The 26,123-nt window shown below is 69.0% G+C and carries 37 protein-coding genes and 1 pseudogene; 35 read left to right on the forward strand and 3 right to left on the reverse strand.

Features of this window, described 5'->3' with window-relative positions; all coding sequences use genetic code 11:
- The first annotated feature begins 413 nt into the window (after nt 1-413).
- The 34 genes and pseudogenes from rpsJ (at nt 414) to truA (ending at nt 19,989) form a co-directional block, all read left to right on the forward strand.
- Nucleotides 414-722 carry a 30S ribosomal protein S10 gene (gene rpsJ / locus ACZ6RT_RS35275; protein WP_030912931.1) on the forward strand — a complete coding sequence of 103 codons (309 nt, stop codon included), beginning with the start codon at nt 414-416 and terminating at the stop codon, nt 720-722.
- Nucleotides 723-736: 14 nt separating this feature from the next.
- A complete protein-coding gene (gene rplC / locus ACZ6RT_RS35280; RefSeq protein WP_399185736.1) occupies nt 737-1,390 on the forward strand; it encodes a 50S ribosomal protein L3 in 654 nt (217 codons plus the stop codon).
- Nucleotides 1,387-2,034 (forward strand): 50S ribosomal protein L4, encoded by a 648-nt coding sequence (gene rplD, locus ACZ6RT_RS35285; RefSeq protein ID WP_399185737.1) that lies wholly within the window; start codon nt 1,387-1,389, stop codon nt 2,032-2,034. Before rplC ends, rplD begins: the two co-directional genes overlap by 4 nt.
- Nucleotides 2,034-2,336, forward strand: a complete 303-nt coding sequence (gene rplW, locus ACZ6RT_RS35290) for a 50S ribosomal protein L23 (protein ID WP_030912923.1) — start codon at nt 2,034-2,036, stop codon at nt 2,334-2,336. Before rplD ends, rplW begins: the two co-directional genes overlap by 1 nt.
- 91 nt (nt 2,337-2,427) lie before the next feature.
- On the forward strand, nt 2,428-3,264 hold the full coding sequence (gene rplB, locus ACZ6RT_RS35295) for a 50S ribosomal protein L2 (RefSeq protein ID WP_344890038.1): 837 nt from the start codon (nt 2,428-2,430) through the stop codon (nt 3,262-3,264).
- An 11-nt stretch (nt 3,265-3,275) separates the two neighbouring features.
- Complete coding sequence (gene rpsS / locus ACZ6RT_RS35300) at nt 3,276-3,554, forward strand: 30S ribosomal protein S19 (RefSeq protein WP_012887835.1); 279 nt, start codon at nt 3,276-3,278, stop codon at nt 3,552-3,554.
- A gap of 119 nt (nt 3,555-3,673) precedes the next feature.
- Nucleotides 3,674-4,027 (forward strand): 50S ribosomal protein L22, encoded by a 354-nt coding sequence (gene rplV, locus ACZ6RT_RS35305; protein ID WP_344890035.1) that lies wholly within the window; start codon nt 3,674-3,676, stop codon nt 4,025-4,027.
- On the forward strand, nt 4,027-4,923 hold the full coding sequence (gene rpsC / locus ACZ6RT_RS35310) for a 30S ribosomal protein S3 (protein WP_470158348.1): 897 nt from the start codon (nt 4,027-4,029) through the stop codon (nt 4,921-4,923). The genes rplV and rpsC overlap by 1 nt, the downstream gene beginning before the upstream one ends.
- Nucleotides 4,924-4,925: 2 nt before the next feature.
- Nucleotides 4,926-5,345, forward strand: coding sequence for a 50S ribosomal protein L16 (gene rplP / locus ACZ6RT_RS35315; RefSeq protein ID WP_184538242.1), 420 nt, complete (start codon nt 4,926-4,928; stop codon nt 5,343-5,345).
- Complete coding sequence (rpmC, locus tag ACZ6RT_RS35320) at nt 5,345-5,581, forward strand: 50S ribosomal protein L29 (RefSeq protein ID WP_344890026.1); 237 nt, start codon at nt 5,345-5,347, stop codon at nt 5,579-5,581. Before rplP ends, rpmC begins: the two co-directional genes overlap by 1 nt.
- On the forward strand, nt 5,574-5,873 hold the full coding sequence (gene rpsQ / locus ACZ6RT_RS35325) for a 30S ribosomal protein S17 (RefSeq protein WP_344890024.1): 300 nt from the start codon (nt 5,574-5,576) through the stop codon (nt 5,871-5,873). Before rpmC ends, rpsQ begins: the two co-directional genes overlap by 8 nt.
- A 178-nt stretch (nt 5,874-6,051) precedes the next feature.
- A complete protein-coding gene (gene rplN / locus ACZ6RT_RS35330; RefSeq protein WP_012887841.1) occupies nt 6,052-6,420 on the forward strand; it encodes a 50S ribosomal protein L14 in 369 nt (122 codons plus the stop codon).
- Nucleotides 6,421-6,428: 8 nt separating this feature from the next.
- A pseudogene (gene rplX, locus ACZ6RT_RS35335) lies at nt 6,429-6,659 on the forward strand (50S ribosomal protein L24); the annotation flags it as partial.
- A gap of 152 nt (nt 6,660-6,811) precedes the next feature.
- A complete protein-coding gene (gene rplE, locus ACZ6RT_RS35340; protein WP_399185738.1) occupies nt 6,812-7,390 on the forward strand; it encodes a 50S ribosomal protein L5 in 579 nt (192 codons plus the stop codon).
- Between the two features lie 2 nt (nt 7,391-7,392).
- Entirely contained in the window at nt 7,393-7,578 is a 186-nt protein-coding gene (locus ACZ6RT_RS35345; protein WP_012887844.1) for a type Z 30S ribosomal protein S14, read from the forward strand.
- A 143-nt stretch (nt 7,579-7,721) separates the two neighbouring features.
- Complete coding sequence (gene rpsH, locus ACZ6RT_RS35350; protein ID WP_030912900.1) at nt 7,722-8,120, forward strand: 30S ribosomal protein S8; 399 nt, start codon at nt 7,722-7,724, stop codon at nt 8,118-8,120.
- Nucleotides 8,121-8,137: 17 nt separating this feature from the next.
- Nucleotides 8,138-8,680 (forward strand): 50S ribosomal protein L6, encoded by a 543-nt coding sequence (gene rplF / locus ACZ6RT_RS35355; protein ID WP_329089952.1) that lies wholly within the window; start codon nt 8,138-8,140, stop codon nt 8,678-8,680.
- A gap of 2 nt (nt 8,681-8,682) precedes the next feature.
- Nucleotides 8,683-9,066 carry a 50S ribosomal protein L18 gene (gene rplR / locus ACZ6RT_RS35360; protein ID WP_399185739.1) on the forward strand — a complete coding sequence of 128 codons (384 nt, stop codon included), beginning with the start codon at nt 8,683-8,685 and terminating at the stop codon, nt 9,064-9,066.
- Nucleotides 9,067-9,127: 61 nt separating this feature from the next.
- Nucleotides 9,128-9,760, forward strand: coding sequence for a 30S ribosomal protein S5 (gene rpsE, locus ACZ6RT_RS35365; protein ID WP_344890012.1), 633 nt, complete (start codon nt 9,128-9,130; stop codon nt 9,758-9,760).
- 3 nt (nt 9,761-9,763) lie between these two features.
- Nucleotides 9,764-9,946 (forward strand): 50S ribosomal protein L30, encoded by a 183-nt coding sequence (gene rpmD, locus ACZ6RT_RS35370; protein WP_012887849.1) that lies wholly within the window; start codon nt 9,764-9,766, stop codon nt 9,944-9,946.
- Nucleotides 9,947-9,948: 2 nt separating this feature from the next.
- A complete protein-coding gene (gene rplO / locus ACZ6RT_RS35375; RefSeq protein WP_399185740.1) occupies nt 9,949-10,404 on the forward strand; it encodes a 50S ribosomal protein L15 in 456 nt (151 codons plus the stop codon).
- A gap of 180 nt (nt 10,405-10,584) precedes the next feature.
- Nucleotides 10,585-11,904 carry a preprotein translocase subunit SecY gene (secY, locus tag ACZ6RT_RS35380; protein ID WP_399185741.1) on the forward strand — a complete coding sequence of 440 codons (1,320 nt, stop codon included), beginning with the start codon at nt 10,585-10,587 and terminating at the stop codon, nt 11,902-11,904.
- On the forward strand, nt 11,904-12,554 hold the full coding sequence (locus ACZ6RT_RS35385) for an adenylate kinase (protein WP_399185742.1): 651 nt from the start codon (nt 11,904-11,906) through the stop codon (nt 12,552-12,554). Before secY ends, ACZ6RT_RS35385 begins: the two co-directional genes overlap by 1 nt.
- Nucleotides 12,555-12,680: 126 nt before the next feature.
- Entirely contained in the window at nt 12,681-13,499 is an 819-nt protein-coding gene (gene map / locus ACZ6RT_RS35390) for a type I methionyl aminopeptidase (protein WP_399185743.1), read from the forward strand.
- Between the two features lie 32 nt (nt 13,500-13,531).
- The gene (locus tag ACZ6RT_RS35395; protein ID WP_399185744.1) at nt 13,532-13,993 is read left to right on the forward strand and encodes a DUF1707 domain-containing protein; all 462 of its coding nucleotides are present in this window, start codon (nt 13,532-13,534) and stop codon (nt 13,991-13,993) included.
- Nucleotides 13,994-14,105: 112 nt separating this feature from the next.
- Nucleotides 14,106-14,588 carry a hypothetical protein gene (locus ACZ6RT_RS35400; protein ID WP_470158354.1) on the forward strand — a complete coding sequence of 161 codons (483 nt, stop codon included), beginning with the start codon at nt 14,106-14,108 and terminating at the stop codon, nt 14,586-14,588.
- A gap of 511 nt (nt 14,589-15,099) precedes the next feature.
- Nucleotides 15,100-15,321, forward strand: a complete 222-nt coding sequence (infA, locus tag ACZ6RT_RS35405) for a translation initiation factor IF-1 (RefSeq protein WP_012887858.1) — start codon at nt 15,100-15,102, stop codon at nt 15,319-15,321.
- A 23-nt stretch (nt 15,322-15,344) separates the two neighbouring features.
- Nucleotides 15,345-15,458: a 50S ribosomal protein L36 gene (gene rpmJ, locus ACZ6RT_RS35410; protein ID WP_003956441.1), complete on the forward strand. Its 114-nt coding sequence runs from the start codon at nt 15,345-15,347 to the stop codon at nt 15,456-15,458.
- 210 nt (nt 15,459-15,668) lie between these two features.
- A complete protein-coding gene (rpsM, locus tag ACZ6RT_RS35415) occupies nt 15,669-16,049 on the forward strand; it encodes a 30S ribosomal protein S13 (RefSeq protein ID WP_344889992.1) in 381 nt (126 codons plus the stop codon).
- A gap of 45 nt (nt 16,050-16,094) precedes the next feature.
- On the forward strand, nt 16,095-16,499 hold the full coding sequence (rpsK, locus tag ACZ6RT_RS35420) for a 30S ribosomal protein S11 (protein ID WP_012887860.1): 405 nt from the start codon (nt 16,095-16,097) through the stop codon (nt 16,497-16,499).
- Between the two features lie 20 nt (nt 16,500-16,519).
- Nucleotides 16,520-17,146 carry a 30S ribosomal protein S4 gene (gene rpsD, locus ACZ6RT_RS35425; protein WP_344889988.1) on the forward strand — a complete coding sequence of 209 codons (627 nt, stop codon included), beginning with the start codon at nt 16,520-16,522 and terminating at the stop codon, nt 17,144-17,146.
- Nucleotides 17,147-17,245: 99 nt separating this feature from the next.
- Nucleotides 17,246-18,262, forward strand: coding sequence for a DNA-directed RNA polymerase subunit alpha (locus ACZ6RT_RS35430; RefSeq protein WP_399185746.1), 1,017 nt, complete (start codon nt 17,246-17,248; stop codon nt 18,260-18,262).
- A gap of 147 nt (nt 18,263-18,409) precedes the next feature.
- The gene (gene rplQ / locus ACZ6RT_RS35435; RefSeq protein ID WP_399185747.1) at nt 18,410-18,985 is read left to right on the forward strand and encodes a 50S ribosomal protein L17; all 576 of its coding nucleotides are present in this window, start codon (nt 18,410-18,412) and stop codon (nt 18,983-18,985) included.
- A 98-nt stretch (nt 18,986-19,083) separates the two neighbouring features.
- A complete protein-coding gene (gene truA, locus ACZ6RT_RS35440; protein ID WP_470158357.1) occupies nt 19,084-19,989 on the forward strand; it encodes a tRNA pseudouridine(38-40) synthase TruA in 906 nt (301 codons plus the stop codon).
- Between the two features lie 119 nt (nt 19,990-20,108).
- On the opposite strand, the gene ACZ6RT_RS35445 is transcribed toward truA, so the two are convergent.
- The 3 genes from ACZ6RT_RS35445 to ACZ6RT_RS35455 form a co-directional block, all read right to left on the reverse strand.
- Nucleotides 20,109-21,803, reverse strand: a complete 1,695-nt coding sequence (locus ACZ6RT_RS35445) for a hypothetical protein (protein WP_470158359.1) — start codon at nt 21,801-21,803, stop codon at nt 20,109-20,111.
- A 1,390-nt stretch (nt 21,804-23,193) separates the two neighbouring features.
- Nucleotides 23,194-23,940 carry a hypothetical protein gene (locus ACZ6RT_RS35450; protein ID WP_399185750.1) on the reverse strand — a complete coding sequence of 249 codons (747 nt, stop codon included), beginning with the start codon at nt 23,938-23,940 and terminating at the stop codon, nt 23,194-23,196.
- Nucleotides 23,941-24,482: 542 nt separating this feature from the next.
- The gene (locus ACZ6RT_RS35455; protein WP_399185751.1) at nt 24,483-25,241 is read right to left on the reverse strand and encodes a CAP domain-containing protein; all 759 of its coding nucleotides are present in this window, start codon (nt 25,239-25,241) and stop codon (nt 24,483-24,485) included.
- A gap of 379 nt (nt 25,242-25,620) precedes the next feature.
- Here ACZ6RT_RS35455 and rplM point away from each other — a divergent pair, with 379 nt between their 5' ends.
- Nucleotides 25,621-26,064 (forward strand): 50S ribosomal protein L13, encoded by a 444-nt coding sequence (gene rplM / locus ACZ6RT_RS35460; protein WP_399185752.1) that lies wholly within the window; start codon nt 25,621-25,623, stop codon nt 26,062-26,064.
- Nucleotides 26,065-26,123 lie beyond the last annotated feature (59 nt).

Genomic DNA, 26,123 nt, shown 5'->3' on the forward strand with positions numbered 1-26,123 from the left:
TGTGGCCCCCCCCCATTCCCTCCTCGTTGCTTTTTCCGCCCTCTTTGTTGGCGCTCCCCCCCCCCCCCCCCCCACTCCCCCCCCCCCCCCCCCTCCCCCCCCCCCCCCCCCCCCCCCCCCCCCCGCGCCACGAGGGGCCCGCGCCGCAGGGCGCGGACCTGGCAGGACCCACGAACCGTGATCTCGCAGTGGCTTCGGCCGGAAAAACTGCCGAAGTGACTGCCAGATCACGGAAGAAAGCGCGGACTCTCAGCGTCTGCTACGTGGGACACGTACGGAGAACGCCCCCGCGGGGGGACACGGACTCCCGTACGAGGCGGAGGGGACGTCGCGAGACGGACCCGCCCCACAGCACAGCGGCAACAGGCCGCACGTAACTTTTTCAGACGACAGCGAAGGACACCGAGGCCATTATGGCGGGACAGAAGATCCGCATTCGGCTCAAGGCCTATGACCACGAGGTCATCGACGTTTCGGCCAAGAAGATCGTCGAGACGGTGACACGGACTGGCGCCAAGGTCGCGGGCCCGGTGCCGCTGCCGACCGAGAAGAACGTGTACTGCGTCATCCGCTCGCCGCACAAGTACAAGGACAGCCGCGAGCACTTTGAGATGCGCACGCACAAGCGGCTCATTGACATCATCGACCCGACGCCGAAGACCGTCGACTCGCTCATGCGACTCGACCTTCCCGCCGGCGTCGACATCTCGATCAAGCTCTGAGGGAACGCACTGACATGGCTAAGCAGATCAAGGGCGTCCTGGGCAAGAAGCTCGGCATGACCCAGGTCTTCGACGCGGACAACCGGATGGTCCCGGTGACCGTCGTCGAGGCCGGTCCGTGCGTCGTGACCCGCGTCCGCACCCCCGAGAAGGACGGCTACTCCGCCGTTCAGCTGGGCTTCGGGCAGGTCGACCCACGGAAGGTCAACAAGCCGCTCGGCGACTACCTGCGCAAGCACGACATCACCCCGCGCCGTTACTTCGCGGAGATCCGCACCGACGACGCCGGTGACTACACCCTGGGCCAGGAGCTCTCGGCCGACACCTTCGAGGCCGGCCAGTTCGTCGACGTGACGGGCAAGAGCAAGGGCAAGGGCTTCGCCGGTGTCATGAAGCGCCACGGCTTCAAGGGCCTGGGCGCCTCCCACGGTACGCAGCGCAAGCACCGCTCGCCGGGTTCCATCGGTGGCTGCGCCACCCCGGGCCGCGTCTTCAAGGGCGTGCGCATGGCCGGCCGGATGGGCAACGTCCGCACGACCGTCCAGAGCCTCAAGGTTCACGCCGTGGACGCCGAGAAGGGCCTCATCCTGATCAAGGGTGCGATCCCCGGCGCCAACGGCAGCCTGGTCCTGGTCCGCACCGCCGCCAAGAAGGGGGCTGCCAAGTGAGCACCATTGACGTCCTCGACGTGAGCGGCGACAAGGCCGGCACCGTCGACCTGCCGGAGGACATCTTCGGCACGAAGGTCAACATCCCGCTGATCCACCAGGTCGTCGTGGCCCAGCTCGCCGCTCGCCGGCAGGGCACCCACAAGGCCAAGACCCGCGGTGAGGTCCGGGGCGGCGGCAAGAAGCCGTACCGCCAGAAGGGCACCGGCCGCGCCCGTCAGGGCTCGACCCGCGCCCCGCAGTTCGCCGGCGGTGGCACCGTCCACGGCCCGGTGCCGCGGGACTACTCGCAGAAGACTCCCAAGAAGATGAAGGCCGCCGCCCTGCGCGGTGCCCTGTCCGACCGGGCGACCGGTGGCCGCGTTCACGTGGTCAGCGGTCTGGTCGCGGGGGAGACCCCGGCGACCAAGGCGGCTCTCGAGTCGCTTCGCAGGATCACCAAGGCCCGTAGCGTTCTCGTCGTCGTCGACGAGGGTGACGAGCTCACCTGGCTGAGCCTGCGCAACGCCCCCGAGGTCCACCTGCTGGACGCCGGGCAGCTCAACACCTACGACGTGCTCTGCTACGACGACGTGGTCTTCACCCAGGCGGCCTACGACCAGATCGTGGCCCGTCTGAGCAAGAGCGGGAAGGAAGACGCCTGATGGAGAAGATCGCCGACCCGCGCGACATCATCATCAAGCCGGTGGTCTCCGAGAAGAGCTACGGCCTGATCGACGAGCACAACAAGTACACGTTCCTGGTGCGGAAGACGGCCAACAAGACGCAGGTCAAGATCGCCGTAGAGAAGATCTTCGGTGTCAAGGTGGCCAGCGTCAACACCATCAACCGCCAGGGCAAGCGCAAGCGGACCAGGTTCGGCTACGGCCAGCGCCCCGCCACCAAGCGGGCGATCGTGAGCCTGGTCGAGGGCGACCGGATCGACATCTTCGGTCAGATCGGCTGACGCGCTCGCTCAGTACGTACAGGGAGAAAGCCCCTCACCAGCCGGTGAGGGGCATTCGACCGGATTAACCGACGAAGGATGAACGAAAAAGATGGGCATCCGTAAACTCAAGCCGACGACCCCGGGTCGCCGCGGCGCCAGCGTCTCGGACTTTGCCGAGATCACGCGCAGCACGCCCGAGAAGTCGCTGCTTGCACCCTTGCACAGCAAGGGTGGCCGTAACGTCCACGGCCGTGTCACCACCCGTCACCAGGGCGGTGGCCACAAGCGCGCCTACCGGATCATCGATTTCCGGCGTCACGACAAGGACGGGATCCCGGCCAAGGTCGCTCACATCGAGTACGACCCGAACCGCACGTCCCGCATCGCGCTGCTGCACTACGCCGACGGGGAGAAGCGCTACATCCTCTGCCCGACCGGCCTGAAGCAGGGCGACAACATCGAGAACGGCCCCACGGCCGACATCAAGCCGGGCAACTGCCTCCCGCTGCGCAACATCCCGACGGGTACCTTCATCCACGCGGTGGAGCTCCGTCCGGGTGGCGGCGCCAAGCTGGGCCGGTCCGCCGGCGCGCAGATCCAGCTTCTGGCCAAGGAGGGGCAGTACGCCACGCTGCGTATGCCCTCCGGCGAGATGCGCCAGGTCGACGTCCGCTGCCGGGCCGCCGTCGGCCAGGTCGGCAACGCCGAGCAGGCCAACATCAACTGGGGCAAGGCCGGACGCATGCGGTGGAAGGGCAAGCGCCCCACCGTCCGCGGTGTCGCGATGAACCCGGTCGACCACCCGCACGGTGGTGGTGAGGGTAAGACCTCCGGCGGTCGTCACCCCGTCAACCCCAAGGGCAAGCCCGAGGGTCGTACTCGTGCGGCGAACAAGGCCAGCGACCGGCTGATCATCCGCCGTCGTACCAAGCGGAAGAAGCGGTAGGAGCAGCCAAAATGCCACGTAGCCTCAAGAAGGGTCCCTTCGTGGACGACCACCTTCAGAAGAAGGTGGATGTCCAGAACGAGAAGGGCACCAAAAACGTCATCAAGACGTGGTCGCGGCGCTCCATGATCGTGCCCGACATGCTCGGCCACACGATCGCCGTTCACGACGGCCGCAAGCACGTCCCGGTGTTCGTCACCGAGTCGATGATCGGCCACAAGCTCGGTGAGTTCGCCCCGACGCGAACCTTCCGCAGCCACGTCAAGGAAGACCGCCGCAGCCGGCGATAAAGCGCCTCACAGGGAGGGCTCGTCCCGCCCGCAGACGACCGGACGGCGAGAGCCGTACCGGTCACCACCGGGCGAGACAGACCCGACCGACACGAAGCAGAAGGTAAGAGGAGTAAGCGATGGAAGCCAGGGCTCAGGCGCGGTTCGCGCGCCACACGCCCATGAAGGCCCGCCGCGTGGTGGACCTCATTCGCGGGCTGCCCGCTTCGGAGGCGCAGGCCGTGCTGCAGTTCGCTCCCCAGTCGGCGAGCGAGACCGTGTACAAGGTGCTGTCCAGCGCCATTGCCAACGCGGAGCACAACTTCAAGCTCGACCGGGAGACGCTCTTCGTGAGCCGTGCCTGGGTCGACGAGGGCCCGACGCTGAAGCGGTTTCGTCCCCGCGCCCAGGGTCGCGCCTATCGGATCAACAAGCGGACCAGCCACATCACCGTGATCGTGGAGTCCCGCGAGCCGAAGGGGAGGACCCGCTAGTGGGTCAGAAGGTCAACCCGCACGGGTTCCGCCTCGGCATCACGACCGACTTCAAGAGCCGGTGGTACGCCGACAAGCTCTACAAGTCGTACGTGGCCGAAGACGTGGCGATCCGCCGCATGCTCAAAAAGGGCATGGAGCGGGCCGGCATCTCCAAGGTGGAGATCGAGCGGACCACCGACCGGGTACAGGTCGACATTCACACCGCCCGTCCGGGCATCGTCATCGGCCGCCGCGGCGCCGAGGCGGACCGGATCCGCGGTGACCTCGAGAAGCTGACCAAGAAGCAGGTCCAGCTGAACATCCTCGAGGTCAAGAACCCTGAGATCGACGCTCAGCTCGTCGCCCAGGGTGTGGCCGAGCAGCTGTCCAGCCGTGTCTCGTTCCGCCGTGCCATGCGCAAGGCGATGCAGTCGGCGATGAAGAGCGGCGCCAAGGGCATCCGGGTGCAGTGCTCGGGTCGTCTGGGCGGCGCCGAGATGTCCCGCTCGGAGTTCTACCGCGAGGGCCGCGTGCCCCTGCACACCCTCCGCGCGGACATCGACTACGGCCTGTACGAGGCCCGCACCACCTTCGGCCGCATCGGCGTGAAGGTGTGGATCTACAAGGGTGAGGCCCCGACCAGCCGCGCCGAGCGTGAGGCGGCCGCCGCCGGTGCCCGCGCGGGCCAGCGCCGTGACCGCGACGACCGTCGTGGCCCCGGTGCCGGTGGCGGCGGCGACCGTCCCCGTCGTGGTGGCGGCGCCGGTGGCGCCCGTCGTGGCGGCGGTGCCGGTGGCGCCGGTGCCGGTCGTGGTGACCGCGCCGCGGCTCCGTCCGCACCCAGGAACGAGGCGGCCTCGCAGGCCGCCCCCGAGACCGGCCCGGCTGCGCAGCCGGGTGCTGAAGGGAGCTGACCATGCTGATCCCGCGCAGGGTCAAGCACCGCAAGCAGCACCGGCCCGACCGTCACGGCGCCGCCAAGGGCGGCACCAGGGTCGTGTTCGGCGAGTTCGGCATTCAGGCGCTTGAGCACTCCTACGTGACCAACCGCCAGATCGAGTCGGCTCGTATCGCGATGACCCGTCACATCAAGCGTGGCGGAAAGGTCTGGATCAACATCTACCCGGACCGTCCCCTCACCAAGAAGCCTGCCGAGACCCGTATGGGTTCCGGTAAGGGTTCGCCGGAGTGGTGGATCGCCAACGTCAAGCCCGGCCGCATCATGTTCGAGCTGTCGGGTGTCGCCGAGCCGGTGGCTCGCGAGGCCCTGCGGCGCGCCATGCACAAGCTGCCGATGAAGTGCCGGTTCGTCAAGCGTGAAGTGGGTGAGGCGTGATGGCTAAGGGCCTGACCGCTGGTGAGCTGCGGGTGGAGGACCAGGACACGCTGGTCACGAAGCTGAAGGAAGCCAAGGAGGAGCTGTTCAACCTCCGCTTCCAGGCCGCGACCGGCCAGTTGGAGAGCCACGGGCGGCTGCGTGCCGTTCGCCGCGAGATCGCCCGTATCTACACCGTGATGCGCGAGCGGGAGCTCAAAATCGTCACGGTAGAGAAGGAGTCGATCGATGGCTGAGGCCGTGGAGACCACCGAGAGCACCGAGAGCACGACCAAGGCGCGGAACTACCGCAAGACCCGCGAGGGCCTGGTCGTCAGTGACAAGATGGACAAGACCGTCGTGGTCGCCGTCGAGGACCGCGTCAAGCACCCCCTGTACGGCAAGGTCATCCGCAGGACGACCAAGTACAAGGCGCACGACGAGGCCAACGACTGCGGCGTCGGCGACCGCGTTCTCCTGATGGAGACCCGGCCGCTGTCGGCCAGCAAGCGCTGGCGCGTCATCGAGATCCTCGAAAAGGCCAAGTAGGCCACACGCCTCGTGGGGGGTGACGGTGTCACCCCCCACGACGGCGTCCAAGGGGGCGAAGCGATCTTCGCCCCGCCTCGGCCGCGGTCCGTCAGGGCTGTGGTCGCAGGACAAAGACCCAGCAGGTTCCGCAAGGCTCACCCGAGGGTGAGAACCGGCGAGACAAACAGGAGTTCAAGTGATCCAGCAGGAGTCGCGGCTCAAGGTCGCCGACAACACCGGTGCGAAGGAAGTCCTTTGCATCCGCGTGCTCGGCGGCTCGGGCCGGCGCTACGCGGGAATCGGCGACATCATCGTCGCCACGGTCAAGGACGCCATCCCGGGCGGCACCGTGAAGAAGGGCGATGTGGTCAAGGCCGTCATCGTCCGTACTGTCAAGGAGCGCCGCCGGCCCGACGGCTCCTACATCCGCTTCGACGAGAACGCCGCCGTCATCATCAAGGACAGCGGCGACCCGCGGGGCACTCGCATCTTCGGTCCCGTCGGACGCGAGCTGCGTGACAAGAAGTTCATGCGGATCATCTCGCTCGCGCCGGAGGTGTTGTAATGCCGAAGCTGCACGTGAAAAAGGGTGACCTGGTGCTGGTCATCGCCGGCAAGGACAAGGGTGCCAAGGGCCGCGTGATCGCCGCCCACCCGCGTGACGAGCGCGTGGTGGTCGAGGGCGTCAACATGGTCACCAAGCACTCCAAGGAGACCAACCAGGGTCCGCGCGGCGCCAAGAGCGGCGGCGTGCAGACGATGGAGGCTCCCATCCACGTGAGCAACGTCAAGAAGCTCAAGGATGACGCCAAGCCCGCCAAGGATGACGCCAAGTCCACCAAGGCCACCAAGGACGACACGTCCGCCAAGGCCGAGGCCAAGCCCGCCAAGGACGACAAGCCCGCCGGGAAGGAGACGGCCGAGGCCGCCTCCGACGAGACGGGCGGGGACAAGTGATGACCGCGAACACCACCGAGACCGAGCAGCGGACCCTTCCGCGCCTCAAGCAGCGCTACCGCGAAGAGATCATCGCGAAGCTGAACGAGGACTTCGGGTTCGAGAACATCATGCTGGTGCCCACGATCACCAAGATCAAGGTGAACATGGGCGTCGGCGAGGCCGCGCGCGACTCGAAGCTGATCGAAGGCGCCGTCCGCGACCTCACCGTGATCACCGGCCAGAAGCCGGCGGTCGTCCGCGCCCGCAAGTCCATCGCCCAGTTCAAGCTGCGCGAGGGCATGCCGATCGGCGCTCACGTCACGCTCCGCGGTGACCGCATGTGGGAGTTCCTCGACCGGCTGCTCTCGCTGGCGCTGCCCCGTATCCGTGACTTCCGGGGCCTGTCGCCCAAGCAGTTCGACGGCAACGGGAACTACACCTTCGGTCTCACCGAGCAGGTCATGTTCCACGAGATCGACCAGGACAAGGTCGACCGTCAGCGGGGCATGGACATCACGGTCGTGACCACCGCTAAGACCGACGACCAGGGCCGGGCGCTGCTGAAGCACCTCGGATTCCCCTTCAAGGAGGCCTGATCATGGCGAAGACGTCGCTCAAGGTCAAGGCTGCTCGCAAGGCCAAGTTCGAGGTCCGGGCCTACACCCGCTGCTCGCGCTGTGGCCGTCCCCGCGCCGTCTACCGGAAGTTCGGCCTGTGCCGCATCTGCTTCCGCGAGATGGCGCACCGGGGCGAGCTGCCCGGCATCACCAAGTCGAGCTGGTAGCCCTCCGCGCGGTCCCGTGACCCCACGGGTCCGCGCGGTCTCCGGCCCCACATAGAATTTCGTATTCACCGGGCGCTGATCGAAGCGCCCATGACCGCACCGTAGGTCCCCTGTGGAAACCGCGGTGAGGAAGGCCACCGGCCATGACGATGACCGACCCGATCGCAGACATGCTGACGCGTCTGCGAAACGCGAACTCGGCGTACCACGACAGCGTGGCGATGCCGTACTCGAAGATCAAGGCGCACATCGCCGAGATCCTCCAGCAGGAGGGATACATCCAGGCCTGGACCGTCGAAGACGCCAAGGTCGGGAAGAACCTCGTGGTGGAGCTCAAGTTCGGGCCGAGCCGTGAGCGGTCGCTCGCGGGCCTGCGCCGGGTTTCCAAGCCCGGCCTGCGGGTCTATGCAAAGAAGGACAACCTGCCCCGAGTCCTGGGCGGACTGGGCGTCGCGATCATCTCGACGTCCGGCGGTCTCATGACGGACAAGCAGGCCGGCAAGCGTGGAGTGGGCGGGGAAGTCCTCGCCTTCGTTTGGTAGAGGGGAGAACGAACAGCATGTCAAGAATCGGACGGCTGCCCATCCCCGTACCGAACGGAGTGGACGTCGCCATCGACGGCCGGGACGTCACGGTCAAGGGTCCTAAGGGCACACTTTCACACACGGTCGCGGAACCCATCGCGATCGCCAAGGGCGACGACGGGAACCTCTCCGTCACCCGCCCCAACGACGAGAACAAGGTCCGTGCGCTGCACGGCCTGTCCCGCACCCTGGTCGCCAACATGGTGACCGGTGTCACCCAGGGGTACTCCAAGACCCTGGAGATCGTCGGCGTCGGTTACCGCGTCCAGGCCAAGAGCCCGACTCAGCTCGAGTTCGCTCTCGGTTTCAGTCACCCGGTGATCGTCGACGCCCCCGAGGGCGTCACCTTCCGCGTCGAGCGGCCGACCCTGTTCCACGTGGACGGCATCGACAAGCAGAAGGTCGGCGAGATCGCCGCGAACATCCGTAAGTTGCGCAAGCCCGACCCGTACAAGGGCAAGGGTGTGCGTTACCAGGGTGAAGTTATCCGCCGCAAGGTCGGAAAGGCTGGTAAGTAGGCATGGCTGGCAAGACTGCGTTCGGCAAGCACACGGCCGCCCGCGCCGTCTCGCGGGCCCGCCGCCACGGCCGAGTCCGCAAGAAGGTGGTCGGCACGGCCACGCGTCCGCGTCTGGTCGTCAACCGCTCCACGAGGCACCTCTTCGTGCAGATCGTCGACGACGCCCAGGGCCACACGCTGGTGAGCGCGTCCACCATGGACGCCTCGCTGCGCTCGGCGGACGGCGCCAAGACCGACAAGGCCAAGCAGGTCGGCGAGCTTCTCGCTCAGCGGGCCAAGGCGGCCGGGATCACCGCGGTCGTGTTCGACCGGGGTGGCAACCGCTACGCGGGCCGTATCGCGGCGCTCGCGGAGAGCGCTCGCGAAGGCGGACTGGAGTTCTGATGACTCCTTTCCGAGGACCGCAACCGATGGCCCGTCTTACGAATGAGAAGAGGAACCACTAATGGCTGGAGCTCCGCGTCGCGGTGGCGCCGCCGGTGGCGAGCGGCGTGACGGTCGTCGTGACGACCGCCGCGGTGGCAACGCTGACAAGGGCGTCTCGTACATCGAGCGCGTCGTGAAGATCAACCGAGTGGCCAAGGTCGTGAAGGGTGGTCGTCGCTTCAGCTTCACCGCCCTCGTCATCGTCGGTGACGGCAACGGCATGGTCGGCGTCGGTTACGGCAAGGCCAAGGAGGTGCCCGCGGCGATCGCCAAGGGCGTCGAGGAGGCCAAGAAGAACTTCTTCAGGGTGCCCCGGATCCAGGGCACCATCCCGCACATCGTGCAGGGCGAAGAGGCCGCGGGCGTCGTCTTCCTGCGTCCGGCCTCGCCCGGTACCGGCGTCATCGCCGGTGGCCCGGTGCGCGCCGTGCTGGAGTGCGCCGGCATCCACGACGTGCTGTCCAAGTCGCTCGGCTCGGACAACCCGATCAACATCGTGCACGCCACCGTGGCGGCTCTGAAGGGCCTCAGCAGGCCCGAGGAGATCGCCGCCCGCCGTGGCCTGCCGATCGAGGACGTCGCGCCCAAGGCGATGCTCAAGGCTCGCGCCGAGGGTCTCGCCGAGGCCGCGGCCGCGAAGGCGGTGAGCTGACCGATGGCACGCCTGAAGATCACCCAGGTCCGCTCGAAGATCGGTGGCAAGCAGAACCAGCGTGACTCGCTGCGCTCGCTCGGTCTGAAGCGAATCGGTGACGTCGTCGTCAAGGAGGACCGCCCGGAGATCCGCGGCATGGTCACCGTGGTGACGCACCTCGTCACCGTGGAAGAGGTCGACTAGACATGGCAGAGAACACTCCGCTCCGCATCCACCACCTGCGTCCGGCCCCCGGCGCCAACAAGTCCAAGGTCCGCAAGGGCCGTGGCGAGGCGTCCAAGGGCAAGACCTCGGGTCGTGGCACCAAGGGCACGAGGGCCAGGAACAAGGTTCCCCTGGGCTTCGAAGGCGGACAGGTCCCGCTGCAGCGGCGCCTGCCCAAGATGAAGGGCTTCTCCAACGCCCTCTTCAAGACGACCTACCAGGTCGTCAACCTCGACCGGCTCGGTGAGCTGTTCCCCGACGGTGGCGACGTCACCGTGGAGGCGCTCGTCGCCAAGGGCGCGGTCCGCAAGAACCAGCTCGTCAAGGTTCTGGGAACCGGCGAGCTGTCCGTGGCGTTGAACGTGGAGGCGCACGCGTTCTCCTCGGCCGCCAAGGACAAGATCGCCGCTGCCGGGGGCTCCGTCTCCGAGCTGTAGGTGTCATCATCACGTGGCGCGGGGGCTCAGCAATGGGCTCCCGCGCCCGTAGTGCGTTAGAGTTCGCTGGACAGTGGGCCTCGACTCATTTCCTCGGGCTCATTGACTGGATATGGCAAAGATGGAACACCCCCGCACCATCGCTGACCGACCTCGCCTTTCAGGCGCGCAGGAGGGACCGTGCTGACCGCATTTACCCGAGCGTTCCGTACGCCGGACCTGCGTAAGAAGTTGCTCTTCACCTTGGGCATCATCGCGCTGTTCCGACTTGGATCGGTTCTGCCGACCCCGGGTGTGCATACCGAGAACATCAGCCGTTGTCTCACCCAGGCGCAAGCGGGGGACGCGGGCAACATCTACGGAATGGTGCAGCTGTTCAGCGGCGGCGCGCTTCTGAAACTTTCAGTCTTCGCCCTGGGCATCATGCCCTACATCACCGCGAGCATCATTCTTCAGCTGCTCGTCGTGGTGATTCCGAGGCTGGAGGCCCTCAAGAAGGAGGGCCAGGCCGGGCAGACCAAGATCACGCAGTACACCCGTTACCTGACGGTCGGGCTGGCCGTTCTCCAGTCGACCGCCTTCGTGGCGCTGGCGCGCACCGGGCAGCTGTTCCCGCAGTGCCGCGAGGAGATCCTGCTCGACAAGGACAACGTCTTCGCCATCGTCACGATGGTGCTGACCATGACCGCCGGCACCGCCGTTGTCATGTGGCTGGGTGAGCTGATCACCGACCGCGGCATCGGCAACGGCATGTCGATCCTGATCTTCACGCAGGTCATCGCGGTCTTCCCGTCCGAGCTGATGAACATCGCCCGCCAGAAGGGCGCCTTCGTCTTCGCCGTGGTCATCGTCGTCGGTATCGCGATGATCGCCCTGGTCGTGATGGTGGAGCAGGCACAGCGCCGCATCCCGGTGCAGTACGCCAAGCGCATGGTCGGCCGCCGGATGTACGGGGGGACCTCCACCTACATCCCGCTCAAGGTCAACCAGGCCGGCATCATCCCGGTCATCTTCGCCTCGTCGCTGCTGTACCTGCCGCAGCTGATCACCACGCTCTTCACGAACACCCAGTCGGAGCCCCACCCGATCATCCAGTGGATCTCCCAGGAGTTCGGCGGCGGCGGCACCACCCCGACGTACATGATCACGTTCTTCCTGTTGATCGTCTTCTTCACGTACTTCTACGTGTCGATTACCTTCAACCCCGTTGAGGTCGCCGACAACATGAAGAAGTACGGTGGGTTCATCCCGGGCATCCGCCCGGGGCGCCCGACGGCTGAGTACTTGAACTTCGTGCTCACGCGACTCACCGCTCCCGGCGCGCTGTATCTGGGCCTGATCTCCATGGTGCCGATCGTCGCGCTGGCGCTCGTCGGCGCGAGTCAGAACTTCCCGTTCGGAGGGACGAGCATTCTGATCATGGTTGGTGTCGGCCTTGACACCGTGAAGCAGATCGAGAGCCAGCTGCAGCAGCGCAACTATGAAGGCTTCCTGAAGTAGTGCGCCTCGTCCTGGTCGGGCCCCCCGGAGCGGGTAAGGGGACACAGGCCCAGTTCGTCGCATCGAACCTGTCGATCCCGAAGATTTCGACAGGTGACATCTTCCGCGCCAACGTCTCGGGCGGCACGGAGCTCGGCAAGCTTGCCAAGGAATACATGGACCGCGGCGACCTCGTACCCGACGAGGTCACCATCGCGATGGTCCGCGACCGTCTCGCCGAGAAGGACGCGCAGGACGGTTTCCTGCTCGACGGCTTCCCCAGGAACGTGCCCCAGGCCGAGATCCTGAAGAAGATCCTCGCCGAGTTCGGGGCCGGGCTGGACCTCGTCCTGGAGCTCGTGGTCGACGACGAGGAGGTCGTGCGCAGGCTCGCGGGCCGCCGTACCTGCAGCCAGTGCGGCCGTATCTGGCACGTCGACTTCGACGACAAGAAGGACGACGTCTGCGACGCCTGCAACGGGAGGCTCTACCAGCGCGACGACGACAAGGAGGAGACCGTCAGGCACCGCCTGGAGGTCTACCAGGAGCAGACCGCCCCCCTGGTCTCCTTCTACGCCGGCGAGGGCATCCTGGTCGGCGTGGACGCCACCGGTCCGGTGGAGGAGGTCACCCGGCGTGCGATGGAGGCCCTGAGCCCCTACGCCGGCTGACGAAGCGGTCATATACGCCCTGTACGCCACCCATGGGTTCCCATGGGTGGCGTACTGCCATTTAGGGCAGAATCGGGGGAATTGGCGTCCCGGTCCGTCCGTTGAGTCACCCCAGGGGGTGTGCAGGTGTTCAAGAAGAACAAGCACGGAATCCAGATCAAGACGCCCGAGCAGCTCGACAGGATGCGGGCGGCCGGCCTGGTGGTCGGCCGTACCCTGAACCTGCTGCGCGGATGCGTCCAGCCCGGCATGACGCCCCTGGACCTCGACGCCATCGCCGAGAAGGCCATCCGCGACGAGGGGGCGATCCCCTCGTTCAAGGGCTACCAGGGTTTCCCCGCCACGATCTGCGCCTCGGTCAACCACGAGGTCGTGCACGGCATCCCGAGTGATCGCCGCAAGCTGCGCGAGGGCGACATCATCTCGATCGACTGCGGCGCCATCCTGGACGGCTGGCACGGCGACTCGGCCGTGACCGTGCCGGTCGGCGAGGTGGCCCCCGAGCTGACCGAGCTCATGCGGGTCACCGAGGAGGCCATGTGGCGGGGCATCGCCGCGCTCACCGTGGGCCGTCACCTCTCCGACATCGGCCACGAGGTGGAGCGGTACGTCCGCTCCCAGGGGCGCTACGGCATCCCGCAGGAGTACGGCGGGCACGGCATCGGCACCGAGATGCACATGGACCCGTGGGTGGCCAACCACGGCAGGCCCGGTCGCGGGCCGAAGTTCGAGGAGGGCATGTGCTTCGCGGTCGAGCCCATGGTCAACCTGGGGACGGACCGGACCAAGGTGCTGGCCGACGACTGGACCGTGGTCACGGTCGACGGGAAGATGTCCGCGCACTTCGAGCACAGCGTCGCCGTGACACATAATGGTCCTTGGGTACTGACCGCGCTTGACGGGGGTAAAGAGCGGCTTGCCGACCTGTTGGGAGACGCGGGCTAGTTCGGGCCCGGTGCTGAGTGGATGTGGTTGACATGCCGTCCGGTCCTGAGATGCGGGCCTCCGACGGGGACCGCGACAAGGTCGCCTCGGTCCTGCGGGAGCACTACGCCCAGGGGCGCCTGACCACCGAGGAGTTCGACGAGCGCCTGGAGCAGCTCTACACCAGCAAGACCTACGGGGAACTGGCCACGCTGACCTACGACCTTCCCGACGTCGATCTGCGCAGCCTCCCCGAGACCCCTTCCAAGGCCCCGCAGCGTGCCACCGGGGCCACGGGCGCGGCGGCGCCGGACAAGGGCCTGGGGGCCGCCTGGGCCGTCTGGGCGACGGCCAGCGGCATCAACTGGATGATCTGGCTGATCGTCGGCGTGACCTCCGGGCTCGACTTCCCTTACCCCTGGCCGCTGTGGGTGATGGGTCCCTGGGGCGTGGTGTTGCTGGTGTCCACCCTCGCCTCCGGTGCGGGACAGTCGAAAAAGCCGGAAAAGCCGTAATAGTGCACTCTGCGGCTTGAGTGTGCATTCCTCCGCAGAAGAGGGCGGCGAATCTTCCTAACGTGAGCGGTGTCCGAACGGCAGGACCCCCGCTCCACAGGAGGAAGAGACCATGAGCATGATCCGTACCGCTCTCGTCGGTGCCACGCTGGCCGGTTCGCTGGCCGCGGGTGTGGCCGCGGTCCCGGCTTCGGCGGCCTCCGCGGCCCCGGCCTCGACGGCCTCGGCCGCCGTGGTCCAGGAGGCCCAGGCGTCGGGCAGGCACTTCTTCGGCCCCTACCACTCCGGCTTCGGCCGGGGCGAGAGCTTCGGCAAGCGCTCCTACTTCAAGGGCTACTGGACCAAGGACGGCGGCCGCTACTGGTTCTACGGCGACCTGTTCGACCGTGACCGCGACCGCGACCGCAGCTACGTGTGGTTCAAGTGGCACGACCGCTTCGGCTCGCACACCAAGGTCTTCAAGACCTCCGGCCGCTCGCACTTCCACAGGTTCGGCGGCTTCAAGAAGAGCAACGGCTTCGACGACTTCAAGATCCGGGTCTGCGAGGGCGACGACAAGTTCGACGACTGCGGCCGCTGGGGCGACGCCTTCTGAGAAGGTGACCCGCCCACGACGGGCCCCCGCCACGGCGCGGGGGACCTTTCGTCCAGGAGACGATCGCGAGGAGCCCCCCGGTGACAGGCCACCGGGGGGCTCCTCGCGTGGGAGGGGAGGCTCCGGGGCGGGACGTGCGCGCCGGAAGGCATGGGAGGCGTGGGGGCGCCGGGGCCGGTGTCGCGGCGCCGGAGGGCTCCCCGCATCCGCGCAGGAGCGGCCGGGTGCTGGTCTGACCAGGCCGGACGTGCCACAATGAGGGCGCGGGTACACGCGCGCCGAGCCGCGCCGTCCGTCCCTTGCGGGATCTGCGGTATCCTATGTAGCGGTTGTGTCAAGGCACCGGCCGTGTGTTTCGCCTTTCCTCGCCCGGTGCCGTACACTCCTTTTTCGGTTCACTATGACCATTGCGCATCGGCGGTTTCGCAACCGTCGCTCTCATCGAAGCGCTGGGTCGCGGCTGCGTAGTGTTCCGAAGCCTCAGACGACCGATCAGTGAAACGCGAGGGACATGGCCAAGAAAGACGGCGCCATCGAGATCGAGGGCACTGTGGTTGAGTCGCTCCCGAACGCGATGTTCAGGGTGCAACTCGACAACGGCCATAAGGTCCTGGCCCACATCAGCGGGAGGATGCGGATGCACTACATCCGGATCCTTCCTGACGACAGGGTTGTCGTCGAACTGAGCCCCTACGACCTCAGTCGTGGGCGGATCGTCTACCGATACAAGTAAGCGTCTGAGGGACGAATAGGACTATGAAGGTCAAGCCGAGCGTCAAGAAGATCTGCGACAAGTGCAAGGTGATTCGCCGGCACGGTCGCGTCATGGTGATCTGCGACAACCTGCGCCACAAGCAGCGCCAGGGCTGATTCGCTCCACCAGGCCCCGCAAGAGTCCGCTCCACGTGGCGGACTCGACCCATGTCGGGCCGACACCGTAAATGCGTCTCACACCTGCGCCGGCGGCTTCGGTCGTACCCCGCAGGAGACCCCCGGTCGGAGGCCGGGGCCCTCACCCCGGGCATGGGGAGGGGAAGTGAGGCGTAAGACCTCCGTCACAACGAAGGAGAATGCCCCACCATGGCTCGCCTTGCTGGTGTGGACCTCCCCCGCGACAAGCGGCTGGAGATCGCTCTCACCTACATCTTCGGAATCGGCCGCACCCGTGCGCTCGAGACCCTCAAGGCCACCGGCGTGAACGGCGACCTCCGTGTCCACCAGCTCACGGACGAGGAACTCGTCCCGCTGCGTGACTACATCGAGGCGAACTACAAGATCGAGGGTGACCTCCGTCGCGAAGTTCAGGCCGACATCCGCCGCAAGATCGAGATTCAGTGCTACCAGGGCATCCGGCACCGCCGTGGCCTTCCCGTGCACGGTCAGCGCACGCAGACCAACGCGCGTACCCGCAAGGGCAAGAAGAAGACCGTGGCCGGCAAGAAGAAGCCCGGTAAGAAGTAGTCCGCGTAGCCGCAGGACCGACCACCTCAGGAGTGAAGGCACAGAATGCCTCCTAAGAGCCGCCAGGGTGCACCCAAGAAGGTGCGCCGCAAGGAAAAGAAGAACGTCGCTCACGGGCACGCCCACATCAAGAGCACGTTCAACAACACGATCGTCTCGATCACCGACCCGAGTGGGAACGTGATCTCCTGGGCCAGCGCCGGCCACGTCGGGTTCAAGGGCTCCCGTAAGTCCACCCCGTTCGCCGCGCAGATGGCCGCGGAGAACGCCGCCCGCCGCGCGATGGAGCACGGCATGCGCAAGGTCGACGTCTTCGTCAAGGGTCCCGGCTCCGGCCGTGAGACCGCGATCCGCTCGCTTCAGGCGACCGGGCTCGAGGTCGGATCCATCCAGGACGTCACCCCGGTGCCGCACAACGGTTGCCGTCCGCCCAAGCGCCGTCGCGTCTGACGCCCAGGAGAAGATAGAAAATGGCTCGTTACACGGGTGCGGACTGCAAGCTCTGCCGGAGGGAGAAGACCAAGCTCTTCCTCAAGGGTAAGAAGTGCGAGTCCGCCAAGTGCCCCATCGAGATCCGTCCTTACCCGCCGGGTGAGCACGGCCGCGCTCGTCCCAAGGAGTCGGAGTACCAGCTCCAGCTCCGGGAGAAGCAGAAGACCCGCCGCATCTACGGCGTCCTCGAGAAGCAGTTCCACAACTACTACGAGGAAGCCAACCGCAAGACCGGCAAGACCGGCGAGAACCTCCTCCAGATCCTGGAGAGCCGTCTCGACAACGTGGTCTACCGCGCCGGTTTCGCCGAGTCGCGCGACGCCGCCCGCCAGCAGGTCCGTCACGGGCACATCCTGGTGAACGGCAAGAAGGTCGACATCCCGTCGTACCGGGTGCGCGAGCACGACATCGTCGAGGTCCGCGAGAAGTCGCGCAACCTCCTGCCCTACGAGGTGGCCCGCGCCACCGCCGGTGACAAGACGTACCCGGCGTGGCTGGGTGTCATCCCGGACGCGCTCCGCGTCCTGGTCCACCAGCTCCCGGTCCGTCAGCAGATCGACACCCAGGTCCAGGAGCAGTTGATCGTCGAGCTCTACTCCAAGTAGCGGCTCCGTCGGTGCCGTGCGGCCCTGTGCCGCACGGCACCTATGCTGTTGTTCGAGCGGCGTCAAATAGCGGGCGCCGCCACGCAAGGGAGATCCCACATGCTGATCGCTCAGCGCCCCTCCCTCCTCGAGGAGTCCATCGAGGAGACCCGGTCCAAGTTCATGATCGAGCCGCTGGAGCCGGGTTTCGGCTACACCATCGGCAACTCGCTGCGGCGCACGCTGCTGTCGTCCATCCCGGGCGCGGCCGTGACCAGCATCCGCATCGAGGGCGTGCTGCACGAGTTCACCACCGTGCCGGGCGTCAAGGAGGATGTCACCGACATCATCCTGAACCTCAAGGACCTGGTCGTCTCCTCCGAGCACGACGAGCCCGTGGTGATGTACCTGCGCAAGCAGGGCCCCGGTGACGTCACCGCCGCCGACATCGCGCCCCCGGCCGGTGTCGAGGTGCACAACCCCGAGCTGCGCATCGCCACCCTGAACGGCAAGGCGAAGCTGGAGATGGAGCTGACCGTCGAGCGCGGTCGCGGCTACGTCTCCGCCGCCCAGAACAAGCAGCCCGGCCAGGAGATCGGCCGCATCCCGATCGACTCCATCTACTCGCCGGTCCTCAAGGTCACCTACAAGGTCGAGGCGACCCGTGTCGAGCAGCGCACCGACTTCGACCGCCTGATCCTGGACGTCGAGACCAAGCCGTGCATGAAGCCCCGCGACGCGGTGGCCTCCGCCGGCAAGACCCTGGTCGAGCTGTTCGGCCTGGCCCGCGAGCTGAACGTCGAGGCCGAGGGCATCGACATCGGCCCGTCGCCGACGGACGCGGCCCTGGCCGCCGACCTGGCGCTGCCGATCGAGGAGCTGAACCTCACGGTCCGCTCCTACAACTGCCTCAAGCGCGAGGGCATCCACACCGTGGGTGAGCTCGTGGCCCGCAGCGAGCAGGACCTTCTCGATATAAGGAACTTCGGCGCCAAGTCCATCGAAGAGGTCAAGCAGAAGCTGCACGAGATGACGCTCGCCCTCAAGGACTCCCCGCCCGGGTTCGACCCGAGCGCGGTGGCCGGCGGCGGTTACGACGACGACGACAGCGCCTACGTCGAGACCGAGCAGTACTAGAGCCTCACGCCCCGCCGGACCGGTGCCCGCACGGGTCCGGCGGATGCGCGGGTTACGCGCGTTTCACGATGACGGGGGCCCTCCGGCCCCCGGCCCGACCCCGGTACCTCGTACGGCCGGGGCGGTTTCACTCCCAAGGAGAACGTTATGCCCAGGCCCACCAAGGGTGCCCGTCTCGGCGGCAGCCCGGCCCACGAGCGGCTGATCCTGGCGAACCTCGCCACCCAGCTGTTCCAGCACGGCCGGATCAAGACCACCGTGGCCAAGGCGAGGCGTCTGCGCCCGCTGGCGGAGAAGCTGATCACCAAGGCCAAGCGGGGCGACATGCACAACCGTCGCCAGGTCCTGACCGTCGTCAAGGACAAGGGCGTGGTTCACCACCTCTTCACCGAGATCGCCCCGACCTTCGCCGAGCGTCCCGGTGGCTACACCCGGATCACCAAGATCGGTCTCCGTAAGGGCGACGCCGCCCCCATGGCAGTGATCGAGCTGGTGTCCGAGCCGCTGAACCAGGTCCGGGTCGGCCAGACCCAGCCCGCCGCCAGGCCGGCCGCGGCGCCGAAGCCCGCGGCGGAGGAGGCCCCCAAGGCCGAGACCGAGGAGACCAAGGCCGAGCAGGCCGAGGCGACCGAGGCCGGGACCGCCCAGGAGCCGAAGGCCTCCGAGGAGGGCGCGGAGACGAACGAGACTCCCGCCACCGAGGCCAAGAAGGACGACGCCTGATCCCTCAGGTCCGGTGAACGGGCCCGGCACCCTCCCAGCGGGGGTGCCGGGCCCGTTCTCGTTCCCGAGGGGTCCGGCCAGGCGCAGGAAGGAACATCGTGGTACGGCTTCGGCTGGATCTCGGCTATGACGGCACCGACTTCTCCGGCTGGGCCAAGCAGCCGGGGCGGCGCACGGTCCAGGGGGAGATCGAGGAGGCGCTCGGCAGGATCCTCCGCCTCCCCGAGCCCCCCGCGCTGACCGTGGCCGGACGGACCGACGCCGGCGTGCACGCCCGCGGCCAGGTGGCCCACGTCGACCTGGACGCCGCCACGCTCGGCACACTGGACGGCCGCTCCCGCCGGAAGGGCCCGGAGCGGGACGGCCCGGCGGACGGCGCCCCCGAGGAGCCCGGCGCCGAGGCCGAACTCGATGAGCGGCTCTCTGCGCTCGGCAGGAGGCTGGCCGGGGTCCTGCCCCCGGACGTACGGGTGCATCGCGTCACCGTGGCTCCTGAGGGCTTCGACGCCCGCTTCTCCGCCCTGTCGCGGCGGTACGCCTACCGGGTCTCCGACGCCCCGGGCGGGCCCGACCCGCTCCGCCGCCGTGAGGTCCTCTGGTACGCCCGCCCCCTGGACGTGCCGAGGCTGAACGCGGCCGCCGCCGCGCTCCTCGGCGAGCACGACTTCGCGGCCTTCTGCAGGAAACGCGAGGGCGCGACCACGATCCGCGAGCTGCAGCGGCTGGACTGGGCCCGGCAGGACGGTCTCGTCGTCGCGACCGTGGTGGCCGACGCCTTCTGCCACTCCATGGTCCGCGCGCTCGTGGGGTCCCTGCTGCCGGTGGGCGAGGGGCGGCTCGGGGTCGACTGGCCGGCCGGGGTGCTGGCCCGGGCCGTACGGGACTCCGGGGTGCACGTCGCGCCCGCGCTCGGGCTCTGCCTGGAGGAGGTGCGCTACCCCGGCGCCCCCGAGCTCGCCCGGCGGGCCGCGGAGACCCGCCGGGTGCGGACGCTCGGCCCCTGACGCCCGGCCCGTGACGTCCGGGCCCATGGCAGGCCTGTGACGTCCGGGCCATGACGTCCGGGCCACCCGCCTGTGAGGCCCGAGCCCGTGACGTCCGGGACGCCCAGGACCGGGGACGCTCAGCTCGTGACGCGCCGCTCGACGACCTTCGCGGTCTGGTCGCGGAACGCCCCGCTGACCTTGGCGAGGGTCTTCTCCTTGGCGGTCGGGGTGTGGCCGTCGCTGAAGGTGGCGTAGCTGAACACGATGTAGCGGCCCCACACCATCCCGGCCGCGTAGCCGCCGGCGATGTGCACCCGCTCGGCCCCGCTGCCGGCCGCGGCGGGCAGGCCGCGGAACCACAGGTTGTCGTCCAGCTTCTTGGCCCGGTCGGCCGCGATCGCGGACTCGCGGGTGGGCAGCACGGCGATCCCGGTGGTCACGGCGTACCTGCGCTTGCCGTCCACGTACGTCGCCCGCAGCACCCGGCGGCAGTCCTGGTCGCGCAGGGTGTCGGCGAACCTGCCGGCCGCGGCCTTGTGGCACCGCTCGGTGACGTCGGTCTTGACCCGGGTGAACGTGGTCCCGGCCAGGGTGACCTTCTTGACGAAGGCGTCGGACACCTTCACCGTGCCCGGATCGGTCTTCTCGGAGTTGAGCACCGTGGTGTTGACCGGCTCCGGCTCGGAGGTGATGTTCAGTTCGTCACCGGTGTCCACCTCTCCCGGGGTGGGGATCGGGTTCGCCGCGGTCGCGGACTGGTCGGCGCTGAAGGAGCGGTAGGCGAAGAAGGCGCCGATGCCGATGCCGATCACCACGACCGAGACCACGGCCGCCAGCAACAGCGTGCTCGCCCGGCTGCGGGACGGCGCCGGGGGGGCGGGCGGCGGTTCGGGGGTGAACTCCGACAGTGGCGTGAACGGGCCACGCGCCGTCGCCGGATCGCTCGATGCGGTACCCGCCTGCGGACCGCCCGCCTGCGCGGGGACCGCAGGCAGGGCCGGGAAGATCGGGATGCCGCCCGGCGGGGTCGCCTCGTCCACCGGAGGCGGGGGTGGGACGGGCAGGGAGGAACGGGCCGTCCGGGGACGTGTGACCTGCTCGGTGTCGTGCTCGTCGGACTCCTCGAGGGGCGGCACGGGCGACTGCGCGCTCGGCCCCCTCACCGGCGGGGTCACCGGCGGCACCACGGGCGCGGAGGACGCGCCGGGTGATCCCACGGGCGACCCGACGGGCGCGGAGGGCGCGAGAGGTGCGGGCGCGAGGGGGCCGGGAGGCAGGGGCGGGGCGGCCGGTGGCTCCTGGCGCGGGGCCGGGCCGTGCAGGGCCGACGCGCCCTGGTCGGCGGGGGCGGCGTGACCGGGGACCCACGCTCCCGTCCGTCCGGGTTCCTCGAAGGTGCCGGGCGCCTGCCGTCCCGCCCCCTCGGGAGCGGGGGGCGCCGGAGACTCCACCGCGTCGGGCGTGCCGGGCGCTCGCGCTCCCGCCCGCCCGAACTCGGCGGGTGCCGCGGGTGCCGGGGATCCCGTCCTGCCGGAAGCGCCGGGTACGGCGCCCCGGACATCGGCGGTGGTCTCGCCGGTCTCGCCGGCCGAGACGGCGTCCGGTGGCCAGACGGCGACGTCCCCGGGCTCCCCGGGACGGCCGGGCGACTCCTCGGGATCGGACCAGACCGGCTCGCCGGTGGCGGCGGGCCAGGGAGAGGACTCCTGTCCGGCGGCGGGCCAGACCTGCATGCCCGCGGCGGCTGCGGTGAAGGCCGGGGGCGGCTGCCACGGCGGGGCCCCGGGGACGACGGGCCCCTCGGGGAGCGTCCGATCGCCCGGCGGGCTCACCGGACCGGGCGACGAGCTCAGGACGTCGGACGAGGGCGAACCCGCGGGACCGGGCGACGCCGGGGAACCCTGCGGTGACGAGCCCAGGGGGTCGTGCGGGAAGCCCTCGGGCCGTACGGGCCAGGCGGGGCGGCCGGGCTCGGGGGGCGTGGGGGAGTTGATCCACGCAGGGGGAGCCGGCTCGGGCCGGGAGAAGTCGTTCCAGGGGGGTCCCGCGGGTCCCGCGGGGTCACGACCGTGAACCGGGTGACCGGGATCGGAGGGGTCGAGAAGGTCGGCAGGCCCGGACCCCGGCAGACCGGAGCCGGGCAGACCGGAGCCGGGCAGACCGGGGCCCGGGGCACCGGGGCTCGGGGCATCGAAGGTCGCGGGGCGGGGAGCCATGAGGCCGGGAGCCGGAGCGTCGAGCGGGCCCAGGGGACCCGACCCCGAGGGGCCGTGGGCCTGGAGGCCGGGTGCCGGAGCGTTCAGGGGATCCGAGAGGCCGGACCCCGAAGGGCCGGAGCCTGAAGGACCGGAGCCCGAGGCACCGGGATCCGAAGGGCCGGGGCCCTGAGAACCCTGAGAACCCTGAGGACCTTGAAGACCCTGAGGACCGAGCGGGCCGGAGGGGCCGGAGCCGGGCAGGCCGGAGCCGGACGCGCCGGAGCCGGGGACGGCGGGGTCCGAGAGGCCGAAGGTGCCCGGGACGCCGGAGCCCGAGGGCCCGAGAGGACCGAGCGGGCCCAGCGGCCCGGAACCCGACGGTCCCGAGCCCGACGGACCCGAACCGGACGGACCCGACGGGCCGGCACCCGGGGAGCCGGGAGCCGCGGGAGCGGGGCCCGGGGGGCCGAGGGGACCCGAGGGGCCGAAGCCCGAAGGACCGCCCGGAACCGAGGGGCCGCCCGGGACCGGAGAACCCGGGGACGAAGATCCCGGAGCAGGGAGACCGGGAGCCGGGGAGCCCGGCCCGGCGGCCTCTCGGGGCAGGCCGGTCCAGGCGGGCCCGGCGTGCGGGTCGGCCGGAGGCGCGGGAGGCTGTGACGGCGGGTCGGACCAGCCCGGAGGCGGGTCCTCCTCCGGCTGGGCGTACCAGTCGTAGGGGACCCCGTCGTCCACGGGAACCGTCCATGGCGAAGCCGCTCCCGGGGCCGGCTCCGGCCACGCGGAGGGGCTGGGAGACTGCTCTTCACCTGCGACTTCGGCCCGCAGCACGTGTGGCGAGGGTCGGCCGAAACTCGGCGGTGGCGTCGCCGGTGCCGCCGAACCCTCGGTGTCACGGTGCTGATCGGACCCGGATTCCTGGCCACGCATACGCCGAAGCCTAGCGACAGCCGGAGATCGCCATGCGGGTATGGCCGTATCGTCTGCCGGATTCATGCCCGAAAACGGTGGTATGGCTCCTTGGTCAGGGCCGCTTGCCGGTCAGGGAACGCGAGTCCAGCGCGGGGGTGACGGTCGCGTCCACCACGGCGTACGCCGTCCGGCTCAGCTTCTTGGCCTCGGTCTTCTTGGGCAGGTGGCCGTCCTTGTACTGGAACCAGACCAGGATCGCGTAGTGGCCGTGGGTCCAGTAGCCGACCGACGCCTGTCCCGCGCCGAGAAGCTTGGTGACCTTGTCCTTGCCGGGCAGCGCCTTGAGGTACTCCTCCTGCTTCTTGTCCGACTTGACGGCGATCACCTTGGTCGCCCCGGCCGAGGTCTTGAGGTTGGCGACCCCCACGGTGCCGATGATCTTCCCGGAGGAGTCCCGGAAGCTGGCGCGCAGCAGCTGGGTGCACTTGGCGGCGGTGAGCGCCTTCTTCAGCTTGGTCCCCACCACTGCCTCCTCGCACTTCTTGTCGAGCCTGCGGGTGGTCATCAGATAGGTCTGGTCGCCGGCCCGTACCTTCTCGCGCCCGAACAGCTCCTTCAGGGTCAGGGGATGCGGGTCCTTGGCGCGGGAGGAGGCGAAGCCGAACTCGCCGCTGGGGATCTCGACGGTCGGCGCGGCGGGGTTCTCCGCCGCCGGGCTCGCCGAGCCGGGGCCCGGCGCGGGGTCGGACCGGGCCAGCATGGCCAGGCCGACGCCCCCGGCGACCAGGAGGGCGAACGCCCCGGCCGCGATGAAGATCGGGCGGTACGAACGGGGGCCCTCGTCGTAAGGGCTCCACATCCGCTGGGGCGGCCGTTCCTTCGGGGTCTTCTGCGAGCGGGGGGATCCGGCGGGCGGCGCGGAGCCCCGCGAACCTCGCGAGCCCCGCCCGCTCCGCCTGCCCTCGACCGTCTCGGCGGCGCGAGGGTCCTCGGGCGCCCCGGGCGGCCCGAAGGCTCCGGGGGCGTCGGTGGCCCCGAAGGGTCCGCGGGCATCGGTGGTCCCGGGATCGCCGAAGGAGCCGGGGGCACCGAAAGGCCCCGGAGCGCCGAAGGCTCCGGGAGCGCCGGGACGGCCGGAGTCGCCGGGAGCACCGGAAGGGCCTCGGGCGCCGGGAGCCCGGGAAGGACCTGGGGCGCCGGGAGGCCCGGAAGGACCCGGGGCGCCGGGAGGTCCGGAGGGGCGGTCGCGTGCCGAGGGGTCGAACCAGTGCCGGTCCTGCGCGGGCGGCGGTGCGTCGGGCCGGTCGGGCGGTGCGTCGGGCCGGTTGTAAGGCCGGCGGCGCGGCGGCTCCACGGGAAAACCCATGCGCCGAGGGTAGCCCGGTATCGGGGCCACGGGCCTCAGGAGTATCCGAAGTCCTGGGTCCACCAGGGCCCGTCGACCCCCTGGACGGCTCCGACGCCGGTGGCCCTGAGCTCGCAGTTGAGGATGTTGCGGCGGTGCCCGGAGGTCTTCATCCAGTTGGCCACCGCCTCGTCCGGTGAGGTGTAGCCGCGGCCGATGTTCTCGGCGCCGCCGTCCCGGTAGCCGGCCGCCTCCATCCGCTCCCAGGGCGAGGTGCCGTCGGGGGAGGTGTGGGAGAGGGCTCCGCGGGCCGCCATCTCGGCCGAGTGCCTCCCGGCCGACCTGGCCAGTCTCCTGTCCATCCGGAGCGGCCCGCACCCGGCCCGCCTGCGCTCGACGTTGATCAGGCGGACGACCTCCCGCTCCATCGCCGCGAGGGCGGAGCTGGCGGCGTCGTCGCCGTTGAGCAGGTAGCGGGAGGGGCCGCCCGGGCCGGTGCGGTCGCCGGTGGACGGGGTGGCGGCCCCGGAGGGACGCGGGCGCCGGTTCTGGGAGGCGGTGGGGCGGACGGCCCGGGCCAGCGGGGCGCGCTGCTCGTCCGGCTGCTCGTCCGCCCGGCCCGCCGCCGCTCCGTCGGTCGGCGTGGCCCTGGCGGGGCCTGCGTTGTCCAGGTAGATCTGGTCGACGGCCGTGCCCTCGCGGCTGTTGCGGCCGATGAAGAAGCCGGCCAGCAGGACGGCGGCCAGGCACGCGAACATCCCCATGCGACGCAACCGCGCTCGCTGGGTACGCCGGGCGTGAGGAAGCTGCCACATACCGCTATCAAAGATAGGGATGTTCGGGGTGATGAAGAAGGGAATATTGAGAACGAATCAAAACCGTTCCGTGAGAAGGGCCCGGCCGGGGCCCGACGGATCGCGGCGCGGCGGCCCCGGGCACCGGCCGGGCCCGGGTAGACTGCCCGGGTACCGGTGTGGAGCCCGTCGTTTTGACCAGCGCTCATCCGCACCGGTATTCTGCTAGTTCGTTGTGTGCGAATTGGTCTCCTCTGCAGACCGATACGCGGCGCGTCCGGCGTCATCTCCTCTTTTCCTTGGAGACGGAAGGTCCGGGCTGTCGTGTGCCCGCACCTACCGACCATGTTGCTGTCACCTCCGACAGCGCCGACGACGCGACCAAAGAAGGCATACGACCGTGCGCACGTACACACCCAAGCCTGCCGAAGTCGAGCGTCAGTGGCACATCATCGACGCCACCGACATCGTGCTCGGCCGGCTGGCCAGCCACGTCGCGATCCTGCTTCGCGGTAAGCACAAGCCGACCTTCGCCAACCATGTCGACACCGGTGACTTCGTCATCGTCATCAACGCCGACAAGATCGCGCTGACCGGCAACAAGCTTGAGCAGAAGAAGGCGTACCGCCACTCGGGCTACCCGGGCGGGCTGCGCTCCATGACCTACGGCGAGCTGATGGACAAGCGTCCCGACCGCGCCGTCGAGAAGGCCGTGAAGGGCATGCTGCCGAAGAACGCCCTGGGCCGGAAGATGATCAAGAAGCTCAAGGTCTACGCCGGTTCCGAGCACCCGCACCAGGCGCAGCAGCCGGTGCCCTTCGAGCTCACCCAGATCGCCCAGTAGTCGCTAGCCGCTTGTCGCCAGCAGCGTCGGCCGAGGGCCGGCGCCGAGTAGGAAAGTTA

The sequence above is a fragment of the Streptosporangium sp. NPDC050148 genome, from assembly GCF_055586505.1.